Source organism: Streptosporangium longisporum (assembly GCF_039534895.1).
GTDB lineage: Bacteria > Actinomycetota > Actinomycetes > Streptosporangiales > Streptosporangiaceae > Streptosporangium > Streptosporangium longisporum.
Genome location: NZ_BAAAWD010000014.1, coordinates 129570 through 152871, shown reverse-complemented (window position 1 = coordinate 152871; position 23302 = coordinate 129570). Strand labels below are relative to the sequence as shown.

The following is a 23302-nucleotide window of genomic DNA, read 5'->3' as shown; positions in this document are numbered from 1 at the left end:
AACGAGGATCACGACGTGCGTGTGGTGTTGCCGGCAGACAGAACGGGCGAGGACGCAGAGCCGTCGCCGGGGCTCGCGGCGCGGCCGCGGGAACCCCGGAGCGAAGGCGCGTTCGACCTTCCCGCCCACCTGGCCCCCAAGGCGGACCCGGCGCTGATCGCCGGTGACGAGCGGCACTTCGCGGCCATCGCGGAGAGCCTCGATCGGTCGATCGCCGACCTGTCCGACCGCCTCGACGCCGAGCGCAGGTCACCCGGGGGCAAGGGCCGGCAGGCCATGGACCGGGACCTGGAGATCCACCGGCTGGCCTCGCGCCTGCGTGCGCTGCGCCGCTTCGGCCTGGACCTCTGCCTCGGCCACATGGTCGCCGCGGACGACCCCGAACCCGTCTACATCGGACGGCTCGGACTCACCGACAGCGCGGGCCGCCGGCTGCTGCTCGACTGGCGGTCCCCCGCGGCGGAGCCGTTCTTCGGGGCCACGCACGCCGACCCGATGGGGCTGGTGAGCCGTCGCAGGTACCGCTGGGCCCGTGGCCGGATCAGCGACTACTGGGACGAGGTGTTCACCGCGGACGGCCTGGCCGGGCACGCCGCGCTCGACGACCGGTCCGCCTTCATCGCGAGCCTGGGCGCCGACCGGTCGACCAGGATGCGCGACGTGCTCGGCACCATCCAGGCCGACCAGGACGCCGTCATCCGCGCGGGATCGCGCGGCGCCCTCGTCGTCGACGGCGGCCCGGGGACGGGCAAGACCGTCGTCGCGCTGCACCGCGCCGCCTACCTCCTCTACTCCGACCCCCGCCTCGGTCACCGCCGGGGCGGGGTGCTGTTCGTCGGTCCGCACCAGCCCTACCTGGCCTACGTGGCCGACGTCCTTCCCAGCCTGGGGGAGGAGGGCGTGCAGACCTGCACCCTGCGGGACCTCGTCGCCGAGGGGGCCTCGGCGGGCGTCGAGACCGACCCGGAGGTGGCCCGCCTGAAGGCGTCCGCGGACCTGGTGAAGGCGATCGAACCGGCCGTCGCGTTCTACGAGAACCCGCCCGCCAAGGGGATGACGATCACGACGGACTGGTCCGAGATCTGGCTGAGCGCCGACGACTGGGCCGAGGCGTTCGAGGCACCGGAACCCGGTACCCCGCACAACGAGGCGCGCGACCGGATCTGGGAGGAGCTGCTCAGGATCGTGGCGGACAAGCACGACGACGAGGTCCCGCCCGGCCTGCTCCGCGCGTCGCTGTCGGCGGACAGGGAACTGCTGGCGACCTTCAACCGCGCGTGGCCGCTGATCGAGGCGGCCGACCTCGTCGGAGACCTGTGGACGGTCCCCGCCTACCTGCGGATGTGCGCTCCCTGGCTCGACGCCGACGACGTCCGGAGGCTGCAGCGCGAGGACGCCCAGGCCTGGACGGTGTCCGACCTGCCGCTCCTGGACGCGGCACGGCAGCGGCTCGGCGACCCGGAGGCCTCACGACGCGAGCGCCGCCGTAAGGCCTCCCTGGCGGCCGAGCGCGAGCGCATGTCCACGGTCGTCGACGCCCTGCTGGACGCCGACGACGACGGTGAGGGCGTGGTGACGATGCTGCACGGACAGGACCTCAAGGACGCCCTGGTCGACGAGGCCGCGTCGCCCGGCGCCGAACCGGACCTGCTCGCCGGCCCGTTCGCGCACGTCGTCGTGGACGAGGCCCAGGAGCTGACCGACGCGGAGTGGCAGATGCTGCTGCTGCGCTGCCCGTCCCGGAGCTTCACCGTCGTCGGGGACCGCGCCCAGGCCAGGCACGGGTTCACGGAGTCGTGGGAGGAACGGCTCCGGCGGATCGGGCTGGACCGGATCCGGTCGGCTCGCCTGAGCGTCAACTACCGGACGCCGGAGGAGATCATGGCGGAGGCCGAGCCGGTCATCCGGGCCGTGATCCCGGACGCCAACGTGCCGGTCTCCGTCCGCAGCGGGGGCGTCCCCGTCGAGCACGGATCCGCTTCGGAGCTGGACGCGATCCTCGGCACCTGGCTCGCCGAGAACGCCGACGGGGTGGCCTGCGTCATCGGCGACCCCACGTTCCGGGCGACGTCCCGCGTCCGGTCGCTGACCCCGGAACTGGCGAAGGGGCTGGAGTTCGACCTGGTCGTCCTCGTCGACCCGGAGGCGTTCGGCACGGGCGTCGAGGGAGCGGTCGACCGCTACGTCGCCATGACCCGGGCGACCCGGCGGCTCGTCGTCCTCACGAGCCCCTGACGCCGGTCACCACCTCGCCCGGCCCGTCCTCGCCGGTCCCGTTCTCGCCGGTCCCGTACAGGAGGGATCCGGTCACCGTCCCGTGGCGGAGACCCCGCGCGTCCGCCGGAGTTCAGCCGGGAGGGTCGCCGGGGCCCGCCGGGACGCCGGAGCGCTCGACCACGTCGACCGCGGCGGCGGCGAGGGCGAGCACAGGGAAGATCGCGTGTGGCGGCACCCGGTAGACCCCCCGCTCGGGCTGCTCGACCAGCCCGGCCGAGGCGAGCGTCTTGAGGTGGTGGTACAGCTGACCCGGCGAGGCGAGGGCCAGCTCAGCCTGCAGGTCGGCGACCTGTTTGGGCCCGGCCGCCAGCGACTGCAGGATCTCGAAGCGCGCCGGATGCCCGGCGGCGGCCAGCACCGCGGCCAGCGGCCCGGCCGGCTGCCGAAGCAGCCAGCCGGGACTGCGGGCCATCTCCCACGCCCAGTGGTAGCCGCCGATCACGGCCTGACCGCCGTAGGTGATCAGTCCGGTGTCGTCGCCCGCCACCGGTGGCGGGGGAGCGGCGAGCGCGGCCTCAAGGGCGGCGACCCGGGCCTCGAGGTCCTGGAACCGGTCGTCGGCACTGGTCAGGGTCGCCTCACTTCAACGCTGCGCGGACCCTCGCGAAAAAGGCGGGATCCGTCGCCGTTCGTACGATGAACTGCTGATGAGCATAGCTGCGCACCCCCGAGTACCAGGTCTCCTCGGGCAGGCGCCGCAGGGCGAGGACGGTCTCGCGCGGCTTCTCACCTGGCCGGACGGTGTACATGGCCTCGCTGAGGACACCGGGCAGCGCGCCGCCCTTGGTGCCGATGAGGAGCTTGTCCGGGTCGGCGCCGGGCTGGCGCATCGGCCACTCCAGGTGCCGGCTCGCGATCCTGTCCTTCCGGAGCCCGGCGAGCACCCTGCGCAGGACGCCCGGTTCGACACGGGTCACGGTCTCGGCCCAGTCGGCCTGCCGGGCGAAGTCGGGCAGCGTGAGCCGTACCTGCTCACCGGCCTTGACGTACCTCTTCAGGCAGGCGTCGGCGGACAGCGTGCAGCCGCCGAAGGCGCGCAGCATCGCGCCGTTGAGGGTGCCGACGCGCGTCTGCGCGACCTTGCGCAGCGCGCCGGGGCCGAGGCGGTCGCGCAGCAGGTCGGCGGCGGCGTTGTCACTCTCCTGGATCATGGCGGAGACGACCTGGTCGAGGGTGACGCTCGCACCGGGCTTGAGCCGCTTGAGCGCCGCCTCGTGGGCGCCGCCGTCGGTGCCGGGCAGGTGGTAGGCGTTCCACAGGGCCACCGGGACGCGCTCGCCCCGCTTGACCTTCCCCTTGCGGACGGCGTCGGCGTAGGCGGCGAGATGGGTGATCTTGAACGTCGATGCCACCGGGGTGAGGCGATCGGCGTTGTGGCTGATGCCCCGGGTCACCAGCGCGACGTCGTCGGGGTGGGCGCTGATGTAGGCGAGTACGGCCTCAACGTCCTTGAGGTCGGCGGGGGCGGGGGCGGCGGCGACGCCGGTCGTCGGGGCCGCCAGCGCTGCGGTCAGGAGCATGCTGAGGATTGATGACATGCCTCCAGTTAACCATAAATCCGAAATTTCGGAATAACGATTTTTCGACGGTGCGCTCGGCGGGAGGCGGGGGATCGAGAGGGAGGGCGAGAGCGAGGGGCAAGGGGCGAAAAAAGATGATCGACCTCGTCTTTGTCCCGCTATACCATGACGTGGTCGTCGCAGCTGCGAGGGAGAGCCCATGCGTCCTGGCGTTCCGGTCGTGCGAATCACCGTCACCCTGCTCGCGGCGCTGGCCGTCGGCCTCCTCCCCGCGAGCACCGCTCACGCGCAGCCGGACGCCCCGGATTCCCCCGGTGCTCCGGGCGCTCCGGGCCTGAAGATCAAGGAGAGCCGGTTCCACGTCAAGGCGACCGGCCCGGGATTCGTGCTGAAGCTGTCGCCGCGCGGGCTCGACGTGCGCATCGACGAGGAGAGGTTCGGCGACCCCGCCACCGGCAACCCGATCGTGCGGCAGACGATCGACCTCACCGGCCGCACGCTACGGCCCTTCGAGTGCGAGAACGGCACGTACACCATCAAGACCGGGACCTTCGAGCGCACCTACCGGATCTCGCAGCTCGCCAAGCGGCCGCTCCCGTACACCGAGGGGTTCGCCACCGGCTCGCCGGGCGTCTTCACCCCGTTCGTCGGCGAGATCGAGGGGACCGCGACCGACGCCGACGGCCGGACGGTGCGCTTCCTGATCTCGGATCTGGTGCAGGAGGTCCTCACCGAGGACGGCTTCTCCGCCACCGCGCCGATCCACGGCTTCTTCGTCGACGAGCGGGGCCGGGTCCGCGACCGTATCTCGCTCGTCGGGCGCTTCAACGCCGGTCCCGACGGCCGGAACGCCGTCCACGGGATCGAGGACCGCGGCACCTGCCGTCAGATCGCCGATCTCCCCTTCGGCCCGGGCAGCGAGCGGGCGGTGGTGACGGGGCCGTTCTTCGTGCTCCCGTTCAGCTCGCCCGTGACGGTGCCCAGGGGTCACTGAGCCTTCCCGCCGCGCGAACCGGCCGTCCCCGAGTCCTGGATCGGGGACCGCTGACCCGAATCGCGGGCCGCTGACTTTGACCGGGGACCGCTGACCTGGATCGGGGACGCGATCCGTCGTCCGGCGCCCCTCATGTCGAGGCCGGTACGCGCCTCCTGAGTGTCCGCGGCCGAGGAGGCGGTCCGTCAGGGCGCCTTGCAAGAACGCGGGCCGTCGTCCGGACACCCACTGCCGTGGACGCGGCCGTCGTCCGGGTACCCGTCACACGGGGCCCACGCCGTAGTTGGTGGACACCCGCGGAGCCTGGCGGCCTGAACCTTTCTTCCCCCGACTCCCGCGCACCTGCGGTTCGTCCGGATTTCCGTCCTCACCGTTGACACCTTTTGACAGCGGCCGCTAATGTCGAAGGACTTGGAAAGCGCTTTCCGTCAGCGTCGTCAGAGAAGGGCTTTCCGGCGTACCGCCCTCGGCGTTCCTCCCTTCGCCGTGGTGGCGGCACGTCGCAGCACCTCGCCGATCCCGTGCCGTCCCGCGCGGATCCGTGGCCTCTACCCGGTCCAAGGGAGACGCACCGAAATGGAACGCACCCGGCATTCGAGAACAAAGGTGAGACGAGCATGAGACGAGCAGTCGCATTGCGGCTTCAGGCGGCGCTGGCCACGGCGGCCGTCGCGGCCATGGCAGGGGTGGCCCTGCCGGCGATCCAGGCGTCGGCGGCGGTCGGCGGTGTCACCGGTTTCGCGAGCGTCAACGGCGGGACCACCGGTGGCGCGGGCGGGCAGACGGTCAGGGCCACCACGGGAACCGCGATCCACGCGGCCCTGTGCGGCCGGGCCAGCAGCAGCACCCCGATCACCATCCAGGTCGAGGGGACCATCAACCACGGCAACACCACCAAGGTGTCGGGGTCGAGCTGCAACACCGCCGCCGGCCTGATCGAGCTCAAGCAGATCAGCAACATCACGATCATCGGGGTCGGCTCCGGGGCGGTCTTCGACCAGCTGGGCATCCACATCCGCGACTCCAGCAACATCGTCATCCAGAACGTGACCATCCGGAACGTCAAGAAGTCGGGCTCGCCCACGTCCAACGGCGGCGACGCCATCGGCATGGAGGGCACCGTCCGCAACGTCTGGGTCGATCACGTGAACCTGGAGGCCTCGGGCGGGGAGTCGGAGGGGTACGACGGCCTCTTCGACATGAAGAACAACGTCCAGTACGTGACCCTGTCCTACAGCACCCTGCGCAACTCCGGCCGTGGCGGGCTCATCGGGTCCAGCGAGAGCGACCGCTCCAACGGCTTCATAACGTTCCACCACAACCTGTACGAGAACATCGACTCCCGTACGCCCCTGCTGCGCGGCGGCATCGCCCACGTCTACAACAACTCCTACGTGAACCTTCACGAGTCCGGCATCAACTCCCGGGCCGGGGCACGCGCCAAGGTGGAGAACAACTACTTCAAGGACTCCAAGGACGTCCTGGGCACGTTCTACACCGACCAGGCGGGCTACTGGCAGGTCGCCGGCAACATCTTCGACAACGTGACCTGGTCCGCCCCCGGCACCGACAACGCCCCGGCCGGCCCCAACCCGCAGTCCAACACCACCGTCAGCATCCCGTACTCCTACAGCCTGGACGGGGCGAGCTGCGTGCCGGACATCGTCCGCCAGACGGCGGGCGCCAACAAGGGGCTGCAGGTGTCGAACGGCAGCTGCTCGCCCCAGACGCCCACTCCCACCCCCACCCCGACGGTGACGCCGACCGTCACGCCCACCCCCACGCCCACCCCGACCGTGACGCCGACGGTGACGCCGACGCCCGGCGGGACCAACCTCAGCATCGGGGCCGGCTCCGACGGCTCCAGCAAGGCGAGCGGGACGAGCTACGGCAACGTGCGGGACGGCAACCTGAGCACCTACTGGTCGCCGGCCGGCGCGACCGGTGACATCTCGATCAAGTGGAGCTCCGCCAGGTCGGTGTCCAGCGCCGTCATCCGTGAGGCCTCGGGTTCCAGCATCGGGTCCTGGCAGCTCCTCAACGGCAGCAACGGCGCGGTCCTGAAGTCCGGCAGCGGAGCGGGCACCATCACCTTCGCCCCGACCTCGCTGACCAAGCTCACCTTCAAGATCACCAGCTCGTCCGGTACGCCGAGGATCGCCGAGTTCGAGACCTACGCCGGATAGAACCTACGCCGGACAGACCTGCGGCGGACCGCTTCCACCGTCCGCCACCGATCGTCCGACCGAGGGCGGGGCCGTCACACCGACGGCCCCGCCCGTTCTCGTGCTGACACCACCGACGCCCATCCGGTCCCCGTACGGGACGACCGCGTCATCGCGACCGCGTCCTGCGGACCGGACCCGGATCGACTCGACGCCGTGACCAGCGCCTCTTCTCGCCGGAGCCGCCGTACTAGGGTGGGGGAATGCCGTCCGCGTCCCGAAACGACATCGGTGTCTCCGGAATCACCGATGTCGGCCGTGTCGTTTCATGACCAGGGAGACCCGTACGCTGCCCGCCCTCGCGGCGGGGCCGGTCGAGATGCCGTCCATGATCCTGGGCTGGAGCGAGACCATCGCCCGCGACACCACCTGGAACGAGCACTCCCACCCCTTCCACGAACTGCTCTGGAACGAGCGGGGTGCGTCCACGACCGTGGTGGGGACGCGGGCCTGGACGGTCACCCCCACCCTGGGCCTGTGGATGCCCGCGGGCACGCTGCACTCCGGCTCGGCGATCGTGGGCACCTGCTGCCGTGCCAACTTCTTCGGCTTCGGCACCATGACCTCGATCTCTCCCGCGCCCGTCGGCGTCGAGATCACCCCGCTGCTCCGCCTGCTGCTGGAACGGCTCGCCGACACCGGGCTGCCCTCCGGGTCGCGGGCGGTGACCGAGGCGATGGTGCTCGACGTGCTCACCCCCTCCTCGCGCGAACTGCACCTGAACGTGCCCACCTCCGGCCTGCTGCGCCCGATCGTCGAGGCGGTCCGGGAGAACCCCGGTGATCCGCGGACGCTCGCGGGCTGGGCGTCCCACCTGGGTGTGAGCGCCCGTACGATCACCCGTGCCTTCAACGCGGAGACGGGGACCAGCTTCGCGCGCTGGGTCGCGGCGGTGCGGGCCCAGCACGCGGTCGCGCTGCTGACCCGGGGGTGGGAGGTCGACGTGGTGGCCGAGGAGGTCGGCTACCGCTCGGCGAGCGCGTTCGGCGCGGCCTTCCGCCGGACGACCGGGCTGACCCCGGGGGCGTTCCGGGCGCGTTGAGCCCTTCGGGCGGGACGCCTTCCCGGCACCGTGCGGGTCACCCGCAGGCCCTCCTCCCTCGCGCGGTACGGGTCCGTCGACCGTTTCACCCCGCCCCTGCCGACGTCACCGGAGGCCCGTTGCGCTCCTCCGTGTCCCGATCGCGACAACGGCTGTCTCAAAAGCTTGATTGCGACAAGTCGGTCATTTCTCCTAAAGTCTGCAAAGGCAAGCCTAACCTAACTAGATCAACTCCTGCGGTCGTCACGGTTGTACCGCTCCACGGACGCGCATCGCGCTCCGGACGTGTGAGGGCCGGCACCGGCGGAAATTCTGAAAGTGGAGTACGGATTGAAGCGTCCACGTAGCCTTCGCATCCTCGCCGTCGCGGCCGTCCTGCTGGGCATCGCGGGCTGCGGCGCCCAGCCGGAGACCACGACCGGGAGCGCGGGCACGAGCACCGCCCCGAGCGCGAGCAGCAGCTCCGGCGCGTTCCCCATGACGATCGAGCACGCGCTGGGGACGACCACCATCCCGGCGAAGCCCCAGCGGGTGGCCACGGTCAACTGGGCCAACCACGAGGCGCCGCTGGCCCTCGGCGTCGTCCCGGTCGGCATGGCCGCCGCGAACTTCGGCGACGACGACAAGGACGGGCTCCTGCCCTGGGTGAAGAAGCGCCTGGAGGAGCTCGGCGCCAAGACGCCCGTCCTGTTCGACGAGACCGACGGCATCGACTTCGAGGCCGTCGCCGACACGAAGCCGGACGTGATCCTGGCCGCCTACTCGGGCCTGACCAAGCAGGACTACGAGACCCTGAGCACGATCGCCCCGGTGGTGGCGTACCCGAAGGCCGCGTGGGCGACCCCGTGGCGCGAGATCATCCAGCTGAACAGCAAGGCCATCGGCCTCGCCGCCGAGGGGGAGAAGCTCATCGGTGACATCGAGGGCGACATCGCCGAGGTCGCCGCGAAGTATCCGCAGCTCAAGGGCAAGTCGGCGATGTTCATGACGCACGTCGACCCCAACGACGTGAGCGAGATCGGCTTCTACACCACGCACGACACGCGGACCCTGTTCTTCGAGGACCTCGGGCTGTCGATCCCCGGCAGCATCGCCAAGGCGTCCGAGGGCACCGACAAGTTCGCCCTGACGCGGAGCGCCGAGCAGGTCGACCTGTTCGACGACGTCGACATCATCACCGGGTACGGCGACGCCAAGGGCGAGCTGCTCGCGAAGATCCGCAAGGACCCGCTGCTGTCGAAGATCCCCGCCGTCAAGCGCGGCTCGGTGTACCTGCTGCCCGACAGCACGCCCCTGGGCACCGCCGCGAACCCGACCCCCCTGTCGATCTCCTGGGTGCTGGAGGACTACGCCAAGGCGCTCGCCGAGGCCGCGGACAAGGTCAAGTGATCCCTCCCCGCCCTCACGGACGGGGCATCCACGCCTTGGGCACTCGGTGACGCCGGTCGGCACCGCCCGCCCGCCGGACGCCGTCCTCGTACGGCGTCCGGCGCGCGTCCGCGTCCTGTGGCTGCTCGTCGCGGTCCTGGTCCTGGCCGCGTTCACGGTCGCCTCCGTCGCCCTCGGCTCGCGCGACGTCACCTGGACCGACGTCTGGACCGCCCTCGGCGGCGCGGACGGCTCCCTCGAACAGGCGGCGGTCGTCAAGCGGATACCGCGCACCCTGCTCGCGATCGTCGTCGGCGCCGCGCTCGGCCTGTCCGGAGCCGTCATGCAGGGCGTGACCCGCAACCCGCTGGCCGACCCGGGCATCCTGGGCGTCAACATGGGCGCGTCGCTCGCCGTCGTCAGCGCGGTCGCGTTCCTCGGGCTCACGTCGCCGACCGGGTACGTCTGGGTCGCGATGGCCGGGGCCGCCGTCTCTGCCGTGTTCGTCTACACCGTGGGGTCCCTCGGGCGCGGCGGGGCCACGCCCCTCAAGCTCGCGCTCGCCGGCGCCGCCACGTCGGCGGCCTTCGCGTCCCTGGTCAGCGCCGTGGTCCTGCCCCGCAACGACATCGCCGGGACCTTCCGGCTCTGGCAGGTCGGCGGGGTCGGCGGCGCGTCCTACGAGCGCATCGGGCTCATCCTGCCGTTCCTCGCCGTCGGCTTCGCTGTGTGCCTGCTGTCCGCGCGGGCGCTGAACTCGCTCGCCCTGGGCGACGAGCTCGCGGCCGGGCTGGGTGAGCGCGTCGTCCTCATCCGGGCCACGGCCGCCCTCGGCTCCGTCGTCCTGTGCGGCGCGTCGACGGCCGTCGCCGGGCCGATCGCCTTCGTCGGCCTCCTCGTCCCGCACGCGTGCCGCATCCTCGTCGGCGTCGACCACCGCTGGTCGCTGCCCTTCTCCGCCCTGGCCGGCGCGTCGCTGCTCACCGCGGCCGACGTCGTCGGCCGCGTGGTGGCGCGACCCGAGGACGTCGAGGTGGGCATCATCACGGCGCTGATCGGCGCCCCGTTCTTCATCCACATCGTCCGCAGTCAGAAGGTACGTGACCTGTGAGCGAGCGTAGCGAGTGAACCAGAAGCACAGCAGCGTCACGCTCACGGTCCCGACGAAGGAGGGGCTGTGAGCGAGCGTAGCGAGCGAACCAGAAGCACAGCAGCCATGCTCACGGTCCCGACGAAGGAGGGGCCATGAGCGTCTCCGCCCCCGCCGGCACCCGGACGCCCGTCGCCCGGATGGTCGCCCAGGGCCGGCGCCGGCGCGCCTCCCGGCGCCGTGTCGTCGTCCTGACGCTGGCGGTGCTCGTCGTCGCCGGATTCCTCGTGACGCTGATGGCCGGGCAGACGTTCTACCCGCTCGGCGACGTGGTCCGCGTCGTCCTCGGCGAGCAGGTCCCCGGTGCGTCCTTCACGGTCGGGCGGCTCCGGCTGCCGCGGGCCGTCCTCGCCGTGGCCGCGGGATTCTGCTTCGGCCTGGGCGGCGTGACCTTCCAGACGATGCTCCGCAACCCGCTGGCCAGCCCCGACATCATCGGCATCAGCTGGGCGGCGAGCGCCGCGGCGGCCGTCGCGATCGTGTCGCTGTCCCTGGATCGGGCCCAGGTGTCGTTCCTCGCCATCGTCTCCGCCCTCGCCGTCGCCCTGCTGGTGTACACCCTGGCGTTCCGGGACGGGGTCGCCGGCACGCGGCTCATCCTGATCGGCATCGGGATCGCCGCCATGCTGGAGAGCGTCACCTCCTACGTCCTGTCCCAGGCCGCCGACTGGGACCTGCAGGAGGCCCTGCGCTGGCTGACCGGCAGCCTCAACGGCACGACCTGGGAACAGGTCGTACCCGTCGTCGTGGCGCTGGCCGTCCTGGCCCCCGTCCTGCTGTCGCAGGGGCGTGACCTGTCGGCGCTGCAGCTCGGCGACGACACCGCCGCCGCCCTCGGGGTGCGCGTCGAACGCACCCGCCTCACGGTGATCGTCGCCTCGGTCGGCCTCATCGCCTTCGCCACGTCGGCGGCCGGGCCGATCGCGTTCGTGGCGTTCCTGTCCGGTCCCATCGCGGCCCGGCTCGTCGGGACGGACGGCTCCCTGCTCGTGCCCGCCGGGCTCGTCGGCGCCCTGCTGGTCCTGGTCGCCGACTTCACCGGGCAGTTCGCGTTCGACATCCGCTACCCGGTCGGCGTCGTCACCGGCGTCCTCGGGGCGCCGTACCTCGTCTACCTGATCGTCCGCACCCACCGGGCCGGAGGCTCGCTGTGACCACGTCCCACTCCCTCGCGGCCGAGGGCCTCACGCTCGGCTACGGCGACCGTGTCGTCATCGAGTCCCTCGACCTGGCCGTGCCGCCCGGCGAGGTCACGGTCATCGTCGGCGCGAACGCCTCCGGGAAGTCGACGCTGCTACGCTCCCTGTCCCGGCTGCTGCGGCCCCGCGCGGGCCGTGTCGTCCTGGACGGCAAGGAGGTGCACCGCATGCCCGCCAAGGAGCTGGCCCGCACGCTCGGGCTGCTGCCCCAGTCGCCGGTCGCGCCCGACGGCATCACCGTGCTCGACCTGGTGGGCCGTGGCCGCCACCCCCACCAGGGGATCTTCTCCCGGTGGACCGACCGGGACGACGCCGCGGTGGCGTCCGCGCTGGAGGCCACCCGGACGACGGAGCTCGCCGACCGCGCGATCGACGAGCTGTCCGGGGGCCAGCGCCAGCGGGTCTGGATCGCGATGGCGCTGGCCCAGCAGACCGACCTGCTCCTGCTGGACGAGCCCACGACCTTCCTCGACGCGAGCCACCAGATCGAGGTCCTGGACCTGCTGACCGACCTGAACCGCACGCGCGGCACCACCATCGTGATGGTCCTGCACGACCTCAACCTCGCGGCCCGCTACGCCGACCATCTCATCGCCCTCGCCGACGGCCGCCTGCACGCCTCCGGCGTCCCGGAGGAGGTCCTCACCGAGGACATCGTCCGCGCCGTCTTCGGCCTCGACAGCCGGATCATCGTCGACCCCGTCTCGGGCCGCCCCCTGATGCTCCCCATCGGCCGCCACCACGTCCGGTCCCGGCCCGTCCCGTCCGCGGGTCCCGCCGACGCGACGGAACCCGCGGAGCCCGTGGATCTCGCGGAGCCCCCGAGTTCCGCGAGATCCACGGGCTCCGCGCACCGCTGATCCGGTGGGATCTCAGCAGGCCGCCGCCGCCGTACGGCGGAGCAGGGGGTCGGCGGCGGTGCGCAGCTCGTCGCTGAAGGGTGCGGGCCGCAGCGTGGCCGGGTCCAGGTTGACGTTGACGCGGTAGCCCTCGGCGTGCACCACGGCGCGGTCGGGCGACAGCACGCGGAAGCCGTACACGCCGCTGCTGCGGCCCAGGCGGTCGATCCAGAAGTGCACCAGCGGCTCGCCCGCCCCGGCGATGGGGACGTGGTAGGTCACCTTGAACTCGCGTACGGCCAGGAAGACGTCCTTGAACGCGGACAGGGCCGGGTCGGGCGCCCAGCCCAGGCGCCGCCAGTACGCGCTGATCGCCCGCTCGACCAGCAGGGAGTAGCGGGAGTTGTGCAGCAGCCCCATGGCGTCGAGATCGTCGAAATGCACCTGGACCTGCTCGTGAACACCGTCTTCGATCATGGTCAGTCCTCCGGGAGAAGTGAGGGGTCCGGGCAGAGCGCGCGCAGGCGTTGCAGCACGGCACGGCGACCGTGGACGAAGGCGGCCGGCCCGTCGTGCAGGCGGGAGTGAAGGACGATCATCTCCCCGAGCGCGTCGATCTCGTACGCGAGCTGGGCCGGGTCCACGCTCCCGTCCAGCTCGCCCAGAGCCATGGCCTCGGACACCTGCCGCCGGATGAACCCCAGCCAGTCGCGCAGCGCCCGTGAGACACGGTCGCGCACCGCCCCGGGCCGGTCGTCGAACTCGGCCTGCACGCTGAAGAAGAAGCACCCGCCGGGCAGCACGCCGTCGCTGTAGAACCGCAACCGCGCCTCGTGCAGCGCGAACAGCCGCCGCACCCCGGCCGGGGCCAGCAGGGACGGAGCCACCACCGCCTCGGTCCACTGCCGGACGGCCCACTCCACCGCGTCGAGCTGCAGCTCCTCTTTGTCCTGCCAATGGGAGAAAAATCCGGACTTGCTGGTGCCGGTCGCGGTGGCGAGCCGGCCCAGGGAGAGCCCGTTCAGCCCCTCGACCGAGGCCAGGCTCACCGCCTGCTCCAGGATCGCCTCCCGGCTGCGCAGCCCGCGCAGCCGCCGTCCGTCGGTCGTCATGGGGGCACACTATATTAACGACCGATCGTTTGTATATCTCGTATAACGGCGCATCCGGCGACCGTCCCCGCTGCGGCAGAATCGGGGGACATGACGTGCGGGCCGGCCCCTGCGGCAGGTGGCGCCGGCCCGGTGACGACGAGGGGGACCCCGCGGTGAGATACCTGATGCTGATCTACGGCAACGAGGACATCTGGAACAGCCTGGCGCCCGAGGAGATGGCGCGGCTGGTCGACGAGGTCGACGCCTTCAACGCCGAGCTGCGCGAGTCCGGGGAGCTGCTCGGCTCCGAAGGGCTGGTCCCCCGGCCGCGGTCGCTCCGGCCGGTGCAGGGCGACGTGGTCGTCACCGACGGCCCCTACATCGAGGCGAAGGAGTACGTCGGCTCCTACTTCGTGGTCGACGTCGACGACGAGCGGCGGGCACTGGAGATCGCGAGGTCCTACCCCGGGCTGCGGCACGGCGCCGGTGGCCTGGAGGTGTGGCCGCTGATGGAACGCGGCTGGGCGAGTGACGAGGCCTGACGACCCGGTCGGGGAGCCGCCCGGAGCCTCCGCCGATCGGGTGGAGGGGCCGCGGGGGAGCGGGAACCCGGTGGAGGGGCCGCGGGGGGCCGATGACCCGGTCGAGGAGCTGCTGAGGTCGCTGGCCTCCCGGGTGCTCGGCTCGCTCGTGCGCCGGTACGGCGACTTCGCCCGGTGCGAGGACGCGACCCAGGAGGCGCTGATCGCCGCGGCGGGCACCTGGCCGCGTGACGGCGTCCCGGCCCGCCCGCTGGGATGGCTCGTCACGGTCGCCGCGAACCGCTACATCGACCAGGTCCGGGCCGACGGCGCCCGGGAGCGCCGGGAGCGGGCCGTCCACGACGCCACGCCGCGCGACGCGCTGGTCGCGCCGCCGCCGGACGCCGAGGAGACCCGCGACGACCTGCTGGAACTGCTGTTCCTGTGCTGCCACCCGGCGCTGACCCCCGCGTCGCAGATGGCCCTCACGCTGCGGGCCGTCGCCGGGCTGACCACCGGTGAGGTGGCCGCGTCCTTCCTGGTGCCCGAGAAGACGATGGGACAGCGCATCTCGCGGGCCAAGCAGCGCCTGCGCGAGGCCGGGGCGCGTTTCGAGGCGCCCGCGGAACCCGAGCGGGGGCCGCGGCTGCGGGTCGTGCTGCACGTGCTGTACCTGATGTTCAACGAGGGCTACAGCGCCAGCACCGGCTCGCACCTGCGCCGGCCCGACCTGACCCGCCAGGCCCTGCATCTCGTACGCCGGCTGCACGCGCGGCTCCCCGAGTCCGGCGAGACCGCGGGCCTGCTGGCGCTGATGCTGCTGACCGAGGCCCGTGGCGCGGCGCGTACCGGCCCCGACGGCGTGCTCGTGCCGCTGGCGGAGCAGGACCGGTCGCTCTGGGACGCCGCCGCCGTCGCCGAGGGAAGCGCCCTCGTCGCCCGTACGCTGGCGACCCGGCCGCTCGGCCCGTACCAGGTGCAGGCGGCCATCGCGGCGGTGCACGACGAGGCGCCCTCGGCCGAGGCCACCGACTGGCGGCAGATCCTGGGGCTGTACGAGGTCCTGGAGCGCCTGGAGCCCAACCCCGTCACCACCCTCAACCGGGCGGTCGCGCTGGCGATGGTGCGCGGGCCGCGCGCCGGGCTGGCCCTGCTGGAGGAGCTGGAGTCCGGGATGCTCGCCGGCCACCACCGGCTGCTGGCGGTCCGCGCGCACCTGCTCGACCGGGACGGCCGGTCCGCCGAGGCCGCCGAGGCGTACCGGGAGGCCGCGCGCCTGGCCGGCAGCCGTCCCGAGCAGCGGTTCCTCCTCGGGCGCGCCGCCCGCTGCGCCGGGTGAACCGGCCGGTCGCGGACGCGCCGGGCGGCCGTGCCGCGACGACGGCGCGGGCACGGAACCGACGCGGAACTGACACGGGCGGGTCGCGGGAGCGGGCCGGACGGCGCCGTCATGATCGCGGTGCGGCACGGGGAAGGCCGCGGGACCTGTCCGGACGACGGCACCGGGATTTCGGCGCGGGCATGTAGAAACGCGATCCGCGGCTCCGTTTCCTCCTCGAACGGGCCCCACCGGGGGCCGGTACGAAGGAGCGAAACGACATGACCAAGGTGACGGCACAGATGTCGGTCTCACTTGACGGCCACTACGCCGGCCCGCGCCACGACGGCACGGGGAGCTGGCTGCACTCGGCGGAGGCCGCGGGCTTCTTCCGGATCACCCGATGGGCGACCAGCGCCATGGCCTGGCGCGAGCGGCAGGGTTTCCGGGGCGGCGAGAGCGACGTCGACTCCGACATCATCGCCGAGTCGTTCGAGGCGGCCGGGGCGTACGTCATGGGGCGGAACATGGCGGACGGGGGAGAGGTGCCCTGGGGCGAGGAGCCGCCGTTCCGCGCGCCGGTGTTCGTGGTGACCCACCGCCCCCGCGAGGTCCTGAGGCGACAGGGCGGGACCAGCTTCACCTACGTCACCGACGGGGTGGCCAGCGCCGTCGAGCAGGCTCGCGCCGTCGCGGGCGGCAAGAACGTGGCGGTCTCCGGGGGCGGCACCCTGCTGCGCCAGGTCCTCAAGGCCGGTCTGCTGGACGAGCTGGAGCTGCACATCGTCCCGACCGTCCTCGGTACCGGGATGCGCCTGTTCGACGCCGATCTCGACCTCGCCCTGAAGGAGGCCATCGAGCTCACGCCCGTCAGGGTCGTGCACACCCCGAAGGTCACCCACATCCGCTACACCGTCGACGGGCGGGAGGCGCTCGTCCTGGACGACCGTGGCAGCGGCAGGGGCGTGCCGCCGGGAACCGACGCGTCGTAACCCTCCCGGCCCGCTCCCTGTCCGCTCCCGGGGGGCCACCCTTTTTCGGGGCCGGCCGCCGGTCCCCACCGGGATCGGCGGCCTCGTCCCGAAGAGGCGCCCTTATTGGATAGCGCCATTATCCAATATTGGGTAGTGTAGCTATCCAACGAAAGGGAGTCACCATGACCGTGATCGTTCTCATCCTCGCCACGCTGTTCTTCCGCCTGCTGGGCGCGATGGCCGGCCTGACCCGCTTCGGCACCTGGCGGGCGAGCGCCGCGCACGGCCTGGCCGTCATGCTGGTGATGACGGCCAGTGCCCACTTCGTCCCGGCGGACGTGACCTTCATGCCGAACCACGCCGACATGACGGCCATGGTCCCGCCGTTCGTCCCGTTCCCCGGGCTCGTGGTCTACCTGACCGGCGTGCTGGAACTGGCCGGGGCGGTCGGGCTGGTGCTGCCGGCCACCCGCCGGGCGGCCGGGATCTGCCTGGCGCTGCTGTTCGTGCTCATGCTCCCGGCCAACGTCCACGCCGCGCTGGCCGACGTCTCCCTGGCGGGGGAGCCTGCGACGCCGCTGTGGCAGCGCATCCCCGAGCAGGTCCTCTACATCGGCGTGGCCCTGTGGGCGGCGGGGGTCCTCGGGAGCCGCCCCGGCCGTACGGCAGTCGCGAGCGGCGGCCCCGCCGGAGCCCCGATCAACCGGTGAAGGCGCCGGCGTGGTCCCCGGCGTGGTTCCCGGCCTCTCCCGTACGGGAGGTCACGGCCGGGACGGCGGCGCGGGAGCCGTGATGCCCGTGGCCTCCGCGAAGGACTCTCCCGCCGACAGCCGTCCGGCGAGGTCCCGCACCGCCCGCGGCCCGTTCCCCGCCCCGGCCCAGCGGCTCACCCGGCACGCGGCCTCGGCGTAGACCCGGGGGTCGGCGGACGCGGCGCGCAGCCAGTCCTCCAGCGTGGCCGGGAGCACCGGCCGGGGCTCGGCCAGGCACCGGTCACCGGCCGGGGAGAGGTAGCGGGGATCCTCGCTGACCAGGACGGCGAGCCCCTCGTTGAACCACTGCGGCACCTCGCCGCCGCCGAGGCGGGCGTGCAGTTCCACGTGCGACAGCTCGTGGGAGGCGATCACGGGGTTCGCGCCGCGCGGGGAGAGCATCACCGCGCGGTTCAGCACGGCGACGCCGCGTTCCCCGCCGCCGCCGATCCGGCGGTAGCAGCCGTCGGTGAGGCACACCAGGACGTCCGGCGAGCTCTCCCGTCCCCCGTAGAAGTCGCTCACCCGCCGTTCCGCCCGCTCGGCGACCTGGATCACCTGGCGGCGCCGCTCCGGTGACAGGCCCGGCTCCGCGTACAGGCCGGGCCGGAGCCGTTCCAGCCCGTAGCAGCCGGGGCAGGTGGTGGCCGCGACGGAGGGGAAGGCCAGCGCCGTCACGGCCACGGCCGCGACGAGCAGGACGGCGAGCACGGTGGCGAGGAGGACGGCCACCCGGGCAGGCCGGCGCCTTCCACGAGGGGTACCGGGCTCCCCGGCCGTCCCGCCCTCCGCATCGATCATGGGCACACGGTACCCCGGGCCGGCAGCCGGCGCGTGGTGACGTACCTGCTGACGTGGTCGATGACGCACGGGTTGGCCATCGCGGCGAAGAGGTTGTGGCCGGGCCCGTCGAACTCGATCGTCCGGCTGCCCGGGATCTGGCCGGTGACCCTGCGGGTGGAGTCGAAGTCCAGCCACGTGCCCGCTCCCAGGATCGGTGGCAGGCCGCGGGGCATCGGTGCGGGCGGGTTGGCCACCGGTGCCGGCCAGCCGGCGCAGGTGACCGGCAGGTGCCACGCGAGCGGGAACGCGGCACCGGTATCGGGGGCGATCGCGCGCAGCCGCCGGACCGTGCGCGCCAGCTCCGCCTGCCCGGCCGGGCGCGGGAAGTCGAGGCACTCCTTCACCCCGCCGCCGGGAAGGCTGGGGTACGGCTCGCGGGCGGACAGGGCGAAGCCCGAGGCGTCGCCGCCCTCGGCCGCGGTGACGGCCGCCACGAGCTCGTCCCACCGCGCGGGGCCCGGCCGGAGCTTCAGGAACCCCAGCGCCTGGATCTGCGTCCCGTCGAAGCGGGCGTTCACCGAGGGGGCGGGGATCGGCTCGCGGTCCGCCGTGGCGATCAGCGCCCGCCAGCGCTTCCGCATGCCGGGGGGCGCCCAGTCGAAGAACCGCCCGATGAGGCGTTCGTTCTCCCGGGCCTGGACGTCGAGTTCCCGCCCCCAGTCGCGCACGCCGTGGTTGCGGGTCCCGTCGATGTAGATCGTCCGTACCGTGCGGGGGAACAGCCGGGCGTAGGACTGTGCGATCGTGCCCCCGTAGGAGAGCCCGATGAAGTTCATCCGGTCCTCGCCCAGGGCGCGCCGGACGGCATCGGCGTCCCGCGCGTCGCTCGCCGAGTCCATGTGGTCGAAGAGCTCGGGGTCGGTGTCGCGGCACCTGTCGCCCCTGGCCCTGTTGGCCGCGGCGAGCCGGTCGAATCCGGCCTGGTCGGCGGGGAACGCCGGGGTGCGCAGCAGTCCCCAGTCGCACTGCAGCACCGGGCCGCTCAGCCCGGGGTAGCCGCGCGGGTCCCAGGTCACGACGTCCATGGACGCGCGGATCGTGTCGAAGATCGCCGGACGCGAGCGCATCGTGGCGATCTGGTGTCCCTGGGGGCCGCCGAAGTTGACCAGCACGGCCCCCTTCCTCTTCCCGGTCGCGGGCAGGCGCGCCACCTTGAGGGTGATCTTCCGGTCGCTTCCGGGCGACAGGGCGACGGGGAGGTCCGCGCACTGCAGCTCGGACGTGCCCGTGCCGGGGCAGGCGCTCCATTCGAGGTCCCCGGGTGCCGGGGACGCCGAGGAGGCCGGGAGCGGTGACGCGAGGACGACCAGCGCCATGAGTGATGTGAGCATGCCGGAACGCTAGGGACGCGGGGTGGGTGCGGTCTGCCGCCGAAAGTCGTTGATCGTGTTCACTGAAGTCGACGGCCGGGCGGTCAGTAGGGTGAGGCCCATGGTGAGGTATGTCCTCGTTGTCGCGGTGGCGGTCGCCGACACGGCGCTGCTGTGGCTGGACGGGGCGGGCGGCTGGACCCTCGCCGCGTACGCCGTGTCGGTGGCGTCGGTGATGGCGGCGGTGGACCGCCTGCCGTTCGCGGCCTTCCTCGCCGCCCTGGCGCTGGCGGTGTTCACCGGCGGGTCGCTGGCGCTGCTGGTCTGCACCGGTTTCCACGCCGGTCACCGCGTCCGTACCCGCTCCGACGTCGTCGTGACGGCCGTCGTGCTCGCCGCGTACGTGGGGGTGGTGCTGATGGTCGCCCAGCGGGCGCCCGGCGGCCAGGAACCGTGGACGGTACTGGCGCGGGTCGCGGTGCTCACCGTGCTGCCCCTGCTGGCCGGCCGGTACCTGGTGCGCCAGCGGGAGCAGCTGCGCCGGGAGAGGGACCTCGTCGCCGAACGCGAGCGGCTGCGCATCTCCCGTGACATGCACGACTCGCTGGGACACCTGCTCAGCCTGGTGTCCGTGCGGGCCGCGGCGCTGGAGGCGGGGCCGCTCCCGGCGGACCAGCGGCGGGCGGTGCACGGTCTCGCCGCCGCCGCGCGCACGGCCGCGGCCGAACTGCACCACGTGGTCGGTACGCTCCGGCGGCACGAGGGTCCCGGCCTGGAGGGGATCGACGGCCTCGTCGCGCGCCTCCGGGCGGCGGGGGTGGCGGTGACGGCCGAGACGTCCGGCCGGAGCGTCCCGCTGCCCGGCGAGGACGTGGCCCGCGCCGCCTACCGGGTCGTCCAGGAGGGGCTGACCAACGCGGTCAGGCACGCTCCGGGCGCGCCGGTCACCCTGTCGCTCGACTGGCAGCCCGACGCGCTCCTCGTCACCGTGGCGAACCTGGTGCCCCGCCGCGCTCCCACCGGGGAGACCGGGGGCACCGGCCCGGCCGGGGAGACCGGGGGGACCGGCCTGGCGGGGCTGTCGGAACGCGTCGGCGCGGCCGGTGGGCTGCTGCGCGTCCGGTCGGAGCCGCACGAGTTCCGGCTGGTCGCGATGCTGCCGCTGGCACCGGCCGCCACCGGGGCCGCGGCATGATCAAGGTGCTGATCGCCGACGACGAGCCCCTCATCACCGCGGGCATCCGCACGGTCCTGGAGTCGGCCGGGGACATCGAGGTGGTGGCCGTCGCGCGCGACGGGCGCGAGGCGGTCGAGGTCGCCCGGCGGCACCGCGTCGACGTGGCCCTGCTGGACATCTCCATGCCGGTGCTGGACGGCCTGGCCGCGGCGGCGGAACTGGCGGGGCCGCGCGTGGTGATCCTCACCGCCTTCGGCGACGAGGAGAACGTACGGCGAGCCGTACGGCAGGGCGTGTCCGGGTTCGTGGTGAAGACCTGTGCCCCGGAGGAACTCATCCGGGCGGTGCGCGCCGCGCACGCCGGGCAGGCGTACCTGTCGCCCGTCGTGGCCCGGCAGGTGCTCGACATGGCCGGAGCGGGCGACGGCCGGGGACCGGGGGACGACCGGCGCGGGCACGACGCCTCCCGGCTGCTGGCCGCCCTGACGGCCCGCGAGGCCGACGTCCTCGCCCTGGTCGCGGAGGGGCTCTCCAACGCCGAGGCCGGGCGGCGGCTCCACATGACCGAGGCGACCGTCAAGACCTACATGAGCCGTGTCCTGGCCAAGCTCGGCTGCGCCAACCGGGTGCAGGCGGCCCTGCTGCTCCGCGACGCGGCATCACGGCACTGACCGGGACGCGAAGGGCCCGGTGGCGGGGGTTCACGGGATGCGTGGCGGGATGTGCGGCCGCTTCCCGTGGGCACCGGCGCGCACGGATCCGGGCCGTTGCCACCCCCTCGGACGGGACCCGGCCACCGGGTCGCGGGCCATGTCTCGGTTGGTGATTTTTCAGCCGTGGTCGCGCAGTGACGCGCAGTCGCGGATCGCGCGGGTCCACTCGGCCAGACCGGGGTCGCCGGACGACGCCTCCCGCAGGCGGTCCCACAGGCCGTCCCTGGTCCAGCGCGCGAACCAGCGGTGCGCGGTGGGCACGGTCACCCCGAAGGCCGGCGGCAGGTTCTGCCAGGCGCATCCGCTGGTGACCACGTAGACGACCGCGGCCAGCACCCTGCGCTGGTCCGCGGTCGCCCGGCCACCGCCCTGCGGTCTGGGCCGCCGTTCCGGCATGAGCGTCCGGGCCAGTGCCCACATCTCGTCGGGGACCAGCCTGCGGGCGAGAGCGTCCATGCCGTCGATCCTGCCCTGGCCGCGCGCCGCGGGGGACCACGCGCCGTCACGGGAGATCCCTCCCGGCGCCGCCGGAGGTCCCCGCCACCCCTTCCGACCTGCCATACGAGACATTCGCTCATGTGCGGACGGTGCCCTGGCGCGGTTATCGTCGGCCCTCCCCAACGGAAGGAAGATCATGAGAATCCTCGTGACGGCGGCGACGGGCACGGTCGGGCGCGTCGTGGTCGACCGGTTGCTCGCGGCGGGCCGTACGGTCCGGGCGCTGACCCGGAACCCGGACGGGGCGGGCCTGCCCGGCGCGGCCGAGGTGGTCGCCGGGGACCTGACGGACGCGGACGCGGTCGAGCGGGCCCTGGAGGGGGTCGACCACGCCTACCTCGTGCCCGGCGTCGTCGACCTGGACGCCTCGCGCCTGTTCGCGGACCGGGCGGCGCGGGCCGGGGTCCGGCGGATCGTCACGCTGACCAGCTCGGCGGTGACGGTACGGCGGCCCGGCAACCACGAGACGCTCCACCGGGCCGAACAGGCCGTCGAGGCGGCCGTGCCGGAGTGGACGCACGTGCGGCCGGGCGAGTTCGCCGTCAACAGGCTGGACTTCTGGGGGCCCTCCATCCGCGCGGAGAACGTGGTCCGCAACGCCTTCCCCGACGCGATCGGCGTGCCGATCCACGAGGCGGACATCGCCGAGGTGGCCGTCGCGGCGCTCGTGGAGGACGGTCACGCCGGCCGGGCGTACACGCTGAGCGGGCCCGAGGCGCTCAGCCACCGGCGGCAGGCCGCCGCGATCGGCGAGGGGCTGGGCAGGGAGATCCGTTTCGAGGCGCTGACCTACGGCCAGGCCCGCCGCGCCTACATCGAGGCCGGGCTGCCCATGGAGATCGCCGAGTACGTCCTGAGCTACCAGGCCGAGTACGCCGAGGAGCCGCCCGAGGTCTCGCCCGACGTCGAGCGGGTCCTCGGCAGGCCCGGCCGCACGCTCGCCAGGTGGGCCGCCGACCACGCGGCCGACCTGGGCTGAACGTCCGCCACGGCCGTCAGCGGTGACCTCCGGCGGCCGGACGGGAACGGGAGGAGGTGAGGTCCTCGTCGGGCACGCCGTCGCCCAGGATCGCGGCGAGGCGATCGAGGTCGTCCTCCTGCAGGCGCCGGTAGGAGGGGATCAGCAGCCCGGTGAGCGGACGCAGGGGGCCGCGCAGCCGGACGTCGAGGGTCGCGACGAGGGTGACCACGCCGTCGGGCCGCGCCTCCAGGCGGCGGGATCCGCTCACGGTGACCGCGGCGCCGCCGCCCCGGTACTCGGCGAAGGTGGGACCGGCCCGCTCGACGCGGGTGGGCGTGACGAAGGTCAGGCCCGCGAACCGCAGTTCCTCGACGATCCGCTGCCCGGTCACGGCCCGTCCCGGCGGCTCGACGTCCATCCGCCGGACCTGCGCCCGCCAGAGCGGGTCGCGCGACCAGTCGAGGAACAGCCGGGCCGCCGTGTCGAGCGAGGTCCGCACGACCCGCATGCCGGTGATCGTGCCCATC

At 73.0% G+C, this 23302-nt stretch carries 23 protein-coding genes; 15 read left to right on the top strand and 8 right to left on the bottom strand.

Annotated elements, in window-relative coordinates:
- The first annotated feature begins 129 nt into the window (after nt 1-129).
- The gene (gene helR / locus ABD832_RS24080; RefSeq protein ID WP_344900059.1) at nt 130-2235 is read left to right on the top strand and encodes an RNA polymerase recycling motor ATPase HelR; all 2106 of its coding nucleotides are present in this window, start codon (nt 130-132) and stop codon (nt 2233-2235) included.
- A gap of 112 nt (nt 2236-2347) precedes the next feature.
- Here helR and ABD832_RS24075 read toward each other — a convergent pair whose 3' ends face one another.
- Entirely contained in the window at nt 2348-2764 is a 417-nt protein-coding gene (locus ABD832_RS24075; protein ID WP_344899189.1) for an ArsR/SmtB family transcription factor, read from the bottom strand.
- A gap of 91 nt (nt 2765-2855) precedes the next feature.
- The gene (locus tag ABD832_RS24070) at nt 2856-3815 is read right to left on the bottom strand and encodes a serine hydrolase (protein WP_344899187.1); all 960 of its coding nucleotides are present in this window, start codon (nt 3813-3815) and stop codon (nt 2856-2858) included.
- A 202-nt stretch (nt 3816-4017) separates the two neighbouring features.
- Between ABD832_RS24070 and ABD832_RS24065 the strand changes: the two genes are divergently transcribed.
- From ABD832_RS24065 to ABD832_RS24035, 7 genes are all read left to right on the top strand, one after another.
- Complete coding sequence (locus ABD832_RS24065) at nt 4018-4791, top strand: hypothetical protein (protein ID WP_344899185.1); 774 nt, start codon at nt 4018-4020, stop codon at nt 4789-4791.
- A gap of 617 nt (nt 4792-5408) precedes the next feature.
- Nucleotides 5409-6977 (top strand): pectate lyase family protein, encoded by a 1569-nt coding sequence (locus ABD832_RS24060; RefSeq protein WP_344899183.1) that lies wholly within the window; start codon nt 5409-5411, stop codon nt 6975-6977.
- A gap of 307 nt (nt 6978-7284) precedes the next feature.
- The gene (locus tag ABD832_RS24055) at nt 7285-8058 is read left to right on the top strand and encodes an AraC family transcriptional regulator (RefSeq protein ID WP_344899182.1); all 774 of its coding nucleotides are present in this window, start codon (nt 7285-7287) and stop codon (nt 8056-8058) included.
- A 330-nt stretch (nt 8059-8388) separates the two neighbouring features.
- Nucleotides 8389-9447, top strand: coding sequence for an iron-siderophore ABC transporter substrate-binding protein (locus tag ABD832_RS24050; RefSeq protein ID WP_344899180.1), 1059 nt, complete (start codon nt 8389-8391; stop codon nt 9445-9447).
- A 46-nt stretch (nt 9448-9493) separates the two neighbouring features.
- Nucleotides 9494-10537: a FecCD family ABC transporter permease gene (locus ABD832_RS24045; RefSeq protein ID WP_344899178.1), complete on the top strand. Its 1044-nt coding sequence runs from the start codon at nt 9494-9496 to the stop codon at nt 10535-10537.
- A gap of 134 nt (nt 10538-10671) precedes the next feature.
- On the top strand, nt 10672-11730 hold the full coding sequence (locus ABD832_RS24040; RefSeq protein WP_344899176.1) for a FecCD family ABC transporter permease: 1059 nt from the start codon (nt 10672-10674) through the stop codon (nt 11728-11730).
- Nucleotides 11727-12635, top strand: a complete 909-nt coding sequence (locus ABD832_RS24035) for an ABC transporter ATP-binding protein (RefSeq protein WP_344899174.1) — start codon at nt 11727-11729, stop codon at nt 12633-12635. The genes ABD832_RS24040 and ABD832_RS24035 overlap by 4 nt, the downstream gene beginning before the upstream one ends.
- Before the next feature lie 12 nt (nt 12636-12647).
- Here the strand turns inward: ABD832_RS24035 and ABD832_RS24030 are convergent, their stop codons facing one another.
- Together ABD832_RS24030 and ABD832_RS24025 are read right to left on the bottom strand one after the other, a co-directional pair.
- Entirely contained in the window at nt 12648-13091 is a 444-nt protein-coding gene (locus ABD832_RS24030) for an acyl-CoA thioesterase (RefSeq protein ID WP_344899172.1), read from the bottom strand.
- Between the two features lie 2 nt (nt 13092-13093).
- Complete coding sequence (locus ABD832_RS24025; protein WP_344899170.1) at nt 13094-13726, bottom strand: TetR/AcrR family transcriptional regulator; 633 nt, start codon at nt 13724-13726, stop codon at nt 13094-13096.
- Between the two features lie 155 nt (nt 13727-13881).
- Between ABD832_RS24025 and ABD832_RS24020 the strand changes: the two genes are divergently transcribed.
- From ABD832_RS24020 to ABD832_RS24005, 4 genes are all read left to right on the top strand, one after another.
- Complete coding sequence (locus tag ABD832_RS24020) at nt 13882-14250, top strand: YciI family protein (RefSeq protein WP_344899168.1); 369 nt, start codon at nt 13882-13884, stop codon at nt 14248-14250.
- A gap of 70 nt (nt 14251-14320) precedes the next feature.
- Nucleotides 14321-15568, top strand: a complete 1248-nt coding sequence (locus tag ABD832_RS24015) for an RNA polymerase sigma factor (RefSeq protein ID WP_344899166.1) — start codon at nt 14321-14323, stop codon at nt 15566-15568.
- Nucleotides 15569-15828: 260 nt separating this feature from the next.
- Nucleotides 15829-16539 (top strand): dihydrofolate reductase family protein, encoded by a 711-nt coding sequence (locus tag ABD832_RS24010; protein WP_344899164.1) that lies wholly within the window; start codon nt 15829-15831, stop codon nt 16537-16539.
- A gap of 164 nt (nt 16540-16703) precedes the next feature.
- Nucleotides 16704-17231: a DoxX family protein gene (locus tag ABD832_RS24005; protein WP_344899162.1), complete on the top strand. Its 528-nt coding sequence runs from the start codon at nt 16704-16706 to the stop codon at nt 17229-17231.
- Nucleotides 17232-17282: 51 nt separating this feature from the next.
- Here ABD832_RS24005 and ABD832_RS24000 read toward each other — a convergent pair whose 3' ends face one another.
- Nucleotides 17283-18074: a hypothetical protein gene (locus ABD832_RS24000; RefSeq protein ID WP_344899160.1), complete on the bottom strand. Its 792-nt coding sequence runs from the start codon at nt 18072-18074 to the stop codon at nt 17283-17285.
- Nucleotides 18071-19447 (bottom strand): alpha/beta hydrolase, encoded by a 1377-nt coding sequence (locus ABD832_RS23995; protein WP_344899158.1) that lies wholly within the window; start codon nt 19445-19447, stop codon nt 18071-18073. The genes ABD832_RS24000 and ABD832_RS23995 overlap by 4 nt, the downstream gene beginning before the upstream one ends.
- Before the next feature lie 100 nt (nt 19448-19547).
- Between ABD832_RS23995 and ABD832_RS23990 the strand changes: the two genes are divergently transcribed.
- A complete protein-coding gene (locus ABD832_RS23990) occupies nt 19548-20621 on the top strand; it encodes a sensor histidine kinase (protein ID WP_344899156.1) in 1074 nt (357 codons plus the stop codon).
- Nucleotides 20618-21274, top strand: coding sequence for a response regulator (locus ABD832_RS23985; protein ID WP_344899154.1), 657 nt, complete (start codon nt 20618-20620; stop codon nt 21272-21274). Before ABD832_RS23990 ends, ABD832_RS23985 begins: the two co-directional genes overlap by 4 nt.
- A gap of 159 nt (nt 21275-21433) precedes the next feature.
- Here the strand turns inward: ABD832_RS23985 and ABD832_RS23980 are convergent, their stop codons facing one another.
- Entirely contained in the window at nt 21434-21772 is a 339-nt protein-coding gene (locus tag ABD832_RS23980; protein ID WP_344899152.1) for a transposase, read from the bottom strand.
- Between the two features lie 178 nt (nt 21773-21950).
- Between ABD832_RS23980 and ABD832_RS23975 the strand changes: the two genes are divergently transcribed.
- Nucleotides 21951-22793, top strand: coding sequence for an NAD(P)H-binding protein (locus ABD832_RS23975; RefSeq protein ID WP_344899150.1), 843 nt, complete (start codon nt 21951-21953; stop codon nt 22791-22793).
- A 16-nt stretch (nt 22794-22809) separates the two neighbouring features.
- On the opposite strand, the gene ABD832_RS23970 is transcribed toward ABD832_RS23975, so the two are convergent.
- The gene (locus ABD832_RS23970) at nt 22810-23301 is read right to left on the bottom strand and encodes an SRPBCC family protein (protein WP_344899148.1); all 492 of its coding nucleotides are present in this window, start codon (nt 23299-23301) and stop codon (nt 22810-22812) included.
- Nucleotide 23302 lies beyond the last annotated feature (1 nt).

Bases quoted from the DNA above. Each gene is read 5' to 3' on its own strand.
- ABD832_RS24070 (WP_344899187.1), bottom strand. From the start codon at position 3,815: ATGTCATCAATCCTCAGCATGCTCCTGACCGCAGCGCTGGCGGCCCCG.
- ABD832_RS24060 (WP_344899183.1), top strand. From the start codon at position 5,409: ATGAGACGAGCAGTCGCATTGCGGCTTCAGGCGGCGCTGGCCACGGCG.
- ABD832_RS24055 (WP_344899182.1), top strand. From the start codon at position 7,285: ATGACCAGGGAGACCCGTACGCTGCCCGCCCTCGCGGCGGGGCCGGTC.
- ABD832_RS24040 (WP_344899176.1), top strand. From the start codon at position 10,672: ATGAGCGTCTCCGCCCCCGCCGGCACCCGGACGCCCGTCGCCCGGATG.
- ABD832_RS24030 (WP_344899172.1), bottom strand. From the start codon at position 13,091: ATGATCGAAGACGGTGTTCACGAGCAGGTCCAGGTGCATTTCGACGAT.
- ABD832_RS24025 (WP_344899170.1), bottom strand. From the start codon at position 13,726: ATGACGACCGACGGACGGCGGCTGCGCGGGCTGCGCAGCCGGGAGGCG.
- ABD832_RS24010 (WP_344899164.1), top strand. From the start codon at position 15,829: ATGACCAAGGTGACGGCACAGATGTCGGTCTCACTTGACGGCCACTAC.
- ABD832_RS24005 (WP_344899162.1), top strand. From the start codon at position 16,704: ATGACCGTGATCGTTCTCATCCTCGCCACGCTGTTCTTCCGCCTGCTG.
- ABD832_RS24000 (WP_344899160.1), bottom strand. From the start codon at position 18,074: ATGATCGATGCGGAGGGCGGGACGGCCGGGGAGCCCGGTACCCCTCGT.
- ABD832_RS23995 (WP_344899158.1), bottom strand. From the start codon at position 19,447: ATGCTCACATCACTCATGGCGCTGGTCGTCCTCGCGTCACCGCTCCCG.
- ABD832_RS23990 (WP_344899156.1), top strand. From the start codon at position 19,548: ATGGTGAGGTATGTCCTCGTTGTCGCGGTGGCGGTCGCCGACACGGCG.
- ABD832_RS23985 (WP_344899154.1), top strand. From the start codon at position 20,618: ATGATCAAGGTGCTGATCGCCGACGACGAGCCCCTCATCACCGCGGGC.
- ABD832_RS23980 (WP_344899152.1), bottom strand. From the start codon at position 21,772: ATGGACGCTCTCGCCCGCAGGCTGGTCCCCGACGAGATGTGGGCACTG.
- ABD832_RS23975 (WP_344899150.1), top strand. From the start codon at position 21,951: ATGAGAATCCTCGTGACGGCGGCGACGGGCACGGTCGGGCGCGTCGTG.
- ABD832_RS23970 (WP_344899148.1), bottom strand. From the start codon at position 23,301: ATGGGCACGATCACCGGCATGCGGGTCGTGCGGACCTCGCTCGACACG.